This is a genomic window from Curtobacterium sp. PhB128, assembly GCF_004340725.1.
Taxonomy (GTDB): domain Bacteria; phylum Actinomycetota; class Actinomycetes; order Actinomycetales; family Microbacteriaceae; genus Curtobacterium.
Genome location: NZ_SLUR01000001.1, coordinates 888,427 through 895,270, shown reverse-complemented (window position 1 = coordinate 895,270; position 6,844 = coordinate 888,427). Strand labels below are relative to the sequence as shown.

Below are 6,844 nucleotides of genomic sequence, written 5' to 3'. Positions count from 1 at the left end.
GCAGCCCAGAACCGTCGCTTGTCCTCACGCGTGTGCCAACGACCCACACCAACACCTCACCACTCAAGGTGTTGCAACCACCCCTTGAACCCAAGACGGCACACTGTCGCTTTCGCGGTGGTTTCGGCGAGGTTGGGCGGACGGGTGTCGCTTCGGCGGACCGGACCGGACCGGACCGGACCGGACCGGCCGGGCGCGCTACTGGTCGTAGGAGAGCGTGACCGTGTCGCCGCGGTACACCGTGGCTCCGGCGCCCGGGTCGGTACCGGTCACCGGCAGCGACGACTTCCAGTCGTAGAACCCGCACAGGATGTTCGTGCAGTCCGGCACGGAGACCTTGAGCCCGAGGCCCTCGAGGGTCGCGGTGGCCTCGTTGATGGTCGAGCCGACGACGCCGTCCTCGGGCAGGGTGATCGGCGTCGGGCCCTTCGACACGACGACGTCGATCGCGGTGCCGCGCACGGCGGGGGAGTCCTGCACCTCGGCGGAGACGATCTGCCCGGAGGGGACGTCCTCGCTGAACTCCTCGGTGCGGGCTCCGAGGATGAGGCCGACCGCGTCGAGCTCCGCGGAGGCCTGGTCGACGGTCTTGCCCACGACGTCCGGCACGGCGCCGAGGGACACCGTGAGCGTGACCGGGCCGGTCTCGCCGTACGCCTTGACCGACGTCAGGTCGAGCGCCTTGCCGCCGGACGCCCGGCCGGTCGCCGCGATGACGGTGTCCTTCGCGGCGTCGGCCGAGAACTCGTACCGGTTGTCCTGCAGCTCGAAGTCGTCGTCGAGCGCGGCGGTGACGGTGGAGATCGGCTGCCCGACGATCGTCGGAAGTGCGATCATCTTCGGCCCGTTCGACACGACGAGCTGCACCGAGGTGCCCTTCTGCACCTCGCGCTTCGCGGCTGGCTTGGTGATGGACACCTGTCCCTTCGCGACGACGGCGTCGAACCGGGTTCCGGTCTTCGACGCCGCGTGCAGGCCCTGGGCTTCGAGCAGCTGCCGGGCCTGCGAGACCGACTTGCCCGTCACTTCGGGGATGCGCACGTTGCCACCCGGCCCCGGCCCGAAGTACCAGCCGAAGCCCGCGCCGATGAGCAGGAGCACGACGAAGACCGACAGCGCGATCCAGCCGCGCTTGCGACGCTTCGCGGAGAGGTCGGCCAGGCGCTGTCCCGCGGGCGAGAGCACCCCGGGCTGCGCACCCGTGCGGCGCGGGCCCGGACCGGTGTTGCGGTTCCGGGTCGTGGGACGCCCGCGGTCGGGGCTGTCGATGATCGCCGTGGCATCGGTGGCCGCCGGTGCGTCGGCGGCAGCAGCACGGGCACCAGCGGCAGCAGCGCCGACACCGGCAGCGGTCCCGCCGCCGGACGGCAGGATGGCGGTTGCGTTCTCGGGCCGCAGCACGGCGGTCCGGTACTGGCCCGTGGCACGCTGCTGGTTGCCCGCCATGTGGTCGAGCATCTCGCGGGCGTCGCGCGGTCGGTCCTCGGGGTCGCGGGCGGTCGACCAGGCGACGAGCTCGTCGAGCTCGGGCGGGACGCCGGACACCGCGGCACTCGGGACGGGCACCGTGTCGTTCGCGTGCTGGTAGGCGATCTGCATCGGCTGCTCGCCCTTGTAGGGCTGTTCGCCGGTGAGCATCTCGTAGAGCATGATGCCGAGCGCGTAGATGTCGCTGCGTGAGTCGGCAGCGCCACGGGTGACGAGCTCGGGGGAGAGGTACGCGATCGTGCCGAGCAGGGCGGCCCCGGTCGCGGTGTTCGCCGTCGTCGCCCGGGCCAGGCCGAAGTCGCCGAGCTTGATGCGGCCGTCGTCGGCGAGCAGGACGTTCTCGGGCTTCAGGTCGCGGTGCACGATGCCGGCGCGGTGGGCCGAGGCGAGTCCGGCCAGCACGGCGCGCAGGATGTCGGTCGCCTGCTCGGGCGTCAGGGCGTGGTGCTCCTGCAGCAGGTCCCGCAGCGTGATGCCCGGGATGTACTCCATGACGATGTAGGCGGTGTCGTCCTCGGCGCCCTGGTCGTAGACGCCGACCAGGTTCGGGTGGGACAGCCGCGCGGCTGACCGGGCCTCTTGGATGAAGCGCTCACGGAAGGCCTGGTCGTCGGCCAGGTGCCCGTGCATGATCTTGATCGCGACGCGTCGCTCGAGGCGGACGTCGGTCGCGAGGTACACGGTCGCCATGCCTCCGCGCGCGATGCGGGAGCGGACGCGGTACCGCTGATCGATCATGCGACCGATCATCGGATCCGTGGCGGCGTTGGTGGTCATCGGCGGCATTCTACGAATCGAGACTGCACGGGACCGCACCGGCGCACCGGTCGTGACCCAATCTCGATCTTCCGGATGAGACTCAGAGGGTGGCCAGCCAGCCCTGGGCGGCGCTCGCCCAGTTGGCGTAGGCCTTGGGGTAGGCGGAGAGCTGCACGGCCTGGGCGGCGTCGGTGATGCTCATCGACGACCACCCGGGCACGTCGAGCAGCCCGCGGGTCTTGCCGACGTTCGGGTTGCTGCGACCGCCGAAGAACAGCTTCGTCGCGTACGCGGGGTCCTGCAGCTTCGCCCCACTGCCCCAGCCCTGGCTCGGCCGCTGCTGGAACAGGCCGACCGAGTCGCGGTCGCCGTGGGGCAGGTTGCGCAGGCTCGACTCCTGCATCGCGGCGGCCAGGGCCACCACGATGCCGCGGTCGGACACCCCGAGGGAGCGGCCGACGGCGACGATGGTGGCTGCGTTCTGGCGCTGCTCGGCACTCAGTCCGACGGCGGCGCTCACCGCGGCACGCGACGGCGCGGCGGCGGTCGTCGCAGCAGTGCTCGACGACGGGATGAGGAGGGTCTTGCCCGCGTAGATCGTGCTCGTGTAGGTCAGGCCGTTCGCCGACAGCAGCGAGGCGACGGAGACGTGGTGGGACGCAGCGATCGAGCCGATCGTGTCGCCCGAGGAGATCCTCACACTCGACTTCGACGAACCCGACGACGCTGCGGCCGTGGACACCGAGCCGCCACCGGACGAGCCGTGCGGCACCCGGAGCGTCTGACCGGGGTAGATCACGCTGCGCTGCGAGAGCTTGTTCGCGCTGAGGAGCGCCGTGGTCGACACGCCGACCCGCGACGCGATGCCGGACACGGTGTCGCCCGACTTCACGTGGTAGCTCGAGGTACTCGACCCCGACCCGGACCCGGACGTCGATCCGGCGCTCGTGGTCGTGCGCGCCGTGGTCACCGCGGGCGTCGACGCCAGGTGCAGCGTCTGTCCGGGGTGGATGATCGTGTTCCAGCCGAGGCCGTTGCGCACCAGGACTTCCTGCGCCGACAGGCCGAAGCGGGCGGCGATGCCCGAGACCGTGTCGCCCTGACGGACGGTGTAGGTCGTGGGGGCGGCTGCCTTCGTCGTCGCGGCGACCGTCGTGACGACGGTCTGCGACGGACGTGCGACCGCGGTGCCGAAGACCGGACGGTTGCCGACGTTGCGGTCCTGGTCGACGTGGCGCTTGTGGTTCGAGTCCGCGTCGTCGTGTCGCGGTTCGGCGTGCGCGATGGGGCCGGTCAGGCCGGCGGTCACCGCGATCGTGCCCGCGAGGACGATGGGCATGGTCGCGAACCGGGCGGATCGTGCGCGCCGGGCGGCTTCGTCTGCAGCGTTGTCCACGGTTTCTCCTGATCTCGACTGTCCCGTGCGCGTGCATGCGCGCACTCACAGGTGGCACAACGCTGGCATGGTGTGATTCCCAAGTCAACCAGAGAGCCGGATGTGGTGCGTGTGACGAATGTGACGAACGGTGCGTACTCACTCGGTGCCCCGCTCTGGCACCATGGGCGTGTGAGTGCTGCACCCGTCGACGACCTCTCCCTCTCCGAGCGCTGGCTGACCGTCCCCGAACTGGTGGACCTGTTCAGCACCAGCCCCGGCCGGATCCACCGCCTGTTCGAGGAGAAGACCCTGCTGGCGGCCCGCGTCGGTGGTGTCCTGCGCGTGCCGAGCGAGTTCCTCGAGGACCGCGAGCCCATGCCCGAGCTGCGTGGCACCCTGACCGTGCTCAGCGACAACGGCTTCACCGACGACGAGGCGGTCCGCTGGATGCTCACCGTCGACGACTCGATGGGCGTCTCGCCCATCGCGGCGCTGCGCGCCGGTCGCAAGGCCGAGGTGCGTCGCGTGGCCCAGTCGCTGCTCTAGACGCGTTCCGAGCAGACGGGAGGCCCGGTGCCAGCTGGCACCGGGCCTCCCGTCTGTCCTGGTGGTGCGTCTAGGACGACCGGCGGCTGACCGTGTCGGCCAGCGACGCGAGCTGCTCGCGTGCCGACGGCGTCAACGGCGACGCGTCGAGCGCCGCCTTCGCACGCTGCACGTGCCGGTCGATGGAACGCTCGACCGCGGCGACCGCACCGGACTCGGTGAGGGTGGCGCGGAGCATCTGCACCTGCTCCTCGTCGAGGTCGGGGTCGCCGAGGAGCTCGTCGAGCAGCTGCCGCGGGCCACTGGCCAGCGCCTTGCGGGCCGAGGCGATGAGCACGGTCCGCTTGCCCTCGCGCAGGTCGTCGCCTGCGGGCTTGCCGGTGACCTCCGGGTCACCGAACACGCCGAGCATGTCGTCGCGCAGCTGGTAGGCGACGCCGAGGGGGAGCCCGAAGGCGCGGAGGCCCTCGAGTTGGGAGTCGCTCGCCCCGGCCACCAGCGCGCCGATGACGAGCGGTGCTTCGATCGAGTACTTCGCGGACTTGAAGACGATGACGCGCTGGGCGCGGAGCAGGTGCTCGGACTCGTCGATGACGGGCCAGGCGGTCTCTTCGTGCACGTCGAGGTACTGGCCCGCGGTGACGTCGAGGCGCATCGCGTGGAACTCCTGGCGCACGATGCGGGCGCGCACCGGGTCGAGGAGCGCGAGGCCCTCGTCGAACACCGAGTCGCTGAGGGACAGCAGCAGGTCGCCGAGCAGCAGTGCCGAGTTCGTGCCGTACTGCCCGCGGTCGCCGACGAAGCCGGACTCCTGGTGGAGGGACTCGAACCGGCGGTGTGCTGCGGGACGCCCACGGCGGGTGTCCGAGCGGTCCATGATGTCGTCGTGCACGAGCGCCGCTGCGTGGAAGACCTCGAGTGCTGCGGCGACCGTGACGATCGCCTCGGCCGTGGTCTGACGGGAGCCCTCGGCGAGCGGGTCGAACGAGCCCGAACGGCCCGCCACCGACTGCCATCCCCAGTAGCAGAACAGCGCCCGGAAGCGCTTGCCACCGGACAGCAGATCTCGGGCGTACAGGTCGAACGGGGCGAGATCGGGGCTGATCGCGAGGAGCCGTTCACGCTGCTCGTCGAGTGCCCGGTCGATACGCGCCGATACGAGGTCCACTAATCGCGTACTCTCAGCCACAGTCCCTACCCTAGTGGAGCGGTTGGGACATAGAATCGGTCCACTCAACCGAGTGTTTTCCAGCCCGGTTGTTCAACCCCGCGTCGATCCCAGGAACAGAGGGAACCAAGATGCCGCTCTCGGAACAGGAGCAGCGCCTTCTCGAAGAGATGGAGCGCAGCCTCTACCAGAACGATTCCGATTTCGTGGCGCGTGTCACACGTCGACAGGGTCGTCCGACGTACACAGCCATCACGCTCGGAGTGCTCGGTGCACTCGCCGGCGTCGCGATCGTGATCGTCGGTCTCGTGATCAAGGCCCCGCTGCTGGGCATCCTCGGCTTCGTCGTGATGCTCGCCGGTGTCCTCTTCGCGTTGCGCCCGGGCATGCGTGCCCCGAAGGCGAAGCCCGCTCGGCCGGGTGCTCCGGCGTCCGGTGGTTCGGCTCGTCCGGCGAGCGGCGGCGGCGGTGGCTCGTTCATGGACCGCATGAACGACCGCTGGGACAAGCGGAACGACCAGGGGCAGTAGCAGCCCTCCACACTCCTCCCTCGTGACGGGGCCGGCCTTCGGGTCGGCCCCGTTTCGCGTTCCGGGGGCGGGCAGGATCGGGCGGGGCAGGTTCGTGCGCGCGCGAGTGGTCACGACATGCCGCGCGGTGGTTGCCCGGGGGCCACGAACTGTCGGCTGTGGTCCGCGCGAGCGACGGTTCGTGACCACTCGGCGTCGCGGCGGCAGCGCGTCGTGACCGTGCGCTGACCGGCGGCCGGCCGTGGTGGAGCCGATCGTGAGCCTCGGCGCGCCACGGGACGCTCCACTGGCTGCGAAAGTCCTCCACTTTCCTCCACGCCCACCTCTCCCGCCCAGATCCCCGGCATGACGGGCATCCGCCACCGCTGTCCGGGCTTCGGCGCTGCCGAAACGGCCCCAAAAGGGGTGCCACGGGGCGAAAAGGGAGCGGAATCCTGGCCGAGGGGAGGGCAGTGGAGTAAAGTGGGGCTTGCAACGGTCCGGTGGAGCGGAGGGGAGGCCCGACGTGCTGCTCGGTACTCATGCCCCGAAGCTCGACGAGAAGGGTCGCGTGATCCTCCCCGCCAAGTTCCGGGACGAACTGTCCGGGGGACTCGTGATGACCCGCGGCCAGGAACGCTGCGTCGTGGTCTTCAGTGCCCGGACGTTCGAGGAACTCCACGAACGCATCCGGACCGCACCGATGACGTCGAAGCGCACCAGGGACTACATGCGCCTGTTCCTCTCGGGGGCCAGCGCCGAACAGCCCGACAAGCAGAACCGCGTGACGATCCCGCAGAACCTCCGTGAGTACGCGGGGCTCGAGCGGGACCTGACGGTCATCGGCAGCGGTGACCGTGCCGAGATCTGGTCGACCACCGCGTGGGAGGCCTACTACGCCGAAGCCGAAGAGGCGTTCGCCGACAACGACGAGGAGGTGATCCCGGGGATCTTCTGATCCGTGGATCGGGACTCCCAGCCGTGAAGCCCTGACAT

Annotated in this window: 6 protein-coding genes; 3 read left to right on the top strand and 3 right to left on the bottom strand. The window is 70.2% G+C overall.

The window, feature by feature from the left end:
- Positions 1-198 precede the first annotated feature (198 nt).
- Positions 199-2,265 carry a Stk1 family PASTA domain-containing Ser/Thr kinase gene (gene pknB, locus EDF23_RS04030; protein ID WP_123939174.1) on the bottom strand — a complete coding sequence of 689 codons (2,067 nt, stop codon included), beginning with the start codon at positions 2,263-2,265 and terminating at the stop codon, positions 199-201.
- Positions 2,266-2,347: 82 nt separating this feature from the next.
- Positions 2,348-3,643, bottom strand: coding sequence for a LysM peptidoglycan-binding domain-containing protein (locus EDF23_RS04025; protein WP_243648797.1), 1,296 nt, complete (start codon positions 3,641-3,643; stop codon positions 2,348-2,350).
- A gap of 171 nt (positions 3,644-3,814) precedes the next feature.
- On the opposite strand from EDF23_RS04025, the gene EDF23_RS04020 reads away from it, so the two are divergent.
- On the top strand, positions 3,815-4,171 hold the full coding sequence (locus EDF23_RS04020) for an Rv2175c family DNA-binding protein (protein WP_111085815.1): 357 nt from the start codon (positions 3,815-3,817) through the stop codon (positions 4,169-4,171).
- 70 nt (positions 4,172-4,241) lie between these two features.
- Here the strand turns inward: EDF23_RS04020 and EDF23_RS04015 are convergent, their stop codons facing one another.
- Positions 4,242-5,339: a polyprenyl synthetase family protein gene (locus EDF23_RS04015; protein WP_235036036.1), complete on the bottom strand. Its 1,098-nt coding sequence runs from the start codon at positions 5,337-5,339 to the stop codon at positions 4,242-4,244.
- Between the two features lie 131 nt (positions 5,340-5,470).
- Here EDF23_RS04015 and EDF23_RS04010 point away from each other — a divergent pair, with 131 nt between their 5' ends.
- Positions 5,471-5,869, top strand: a complete 399-nt coding sequence (locus tag EDF23_RS04010; RefSeq protein ID WP_131920617.1) for a DUF3040 domain-containing protein — start codon at positions 5,471-5,473, stop codon at positions 5,867-5,869.
- A gap of 505 nt (positions 5,870-6,374) precedes the next feature.
- A complete protein-coding gene (gene mraZ, locus EDF23_RS04005) occupies positions 6,375-6,806 on the top strand; it encodes a division/cell wall cluster transcriptional repressor MraZ (protein WP_071254530.1) in 432 nt (143 codons plus the stop codon).
- Positions 6,807-6,844 lie beyond the last annotated feature (38 nt).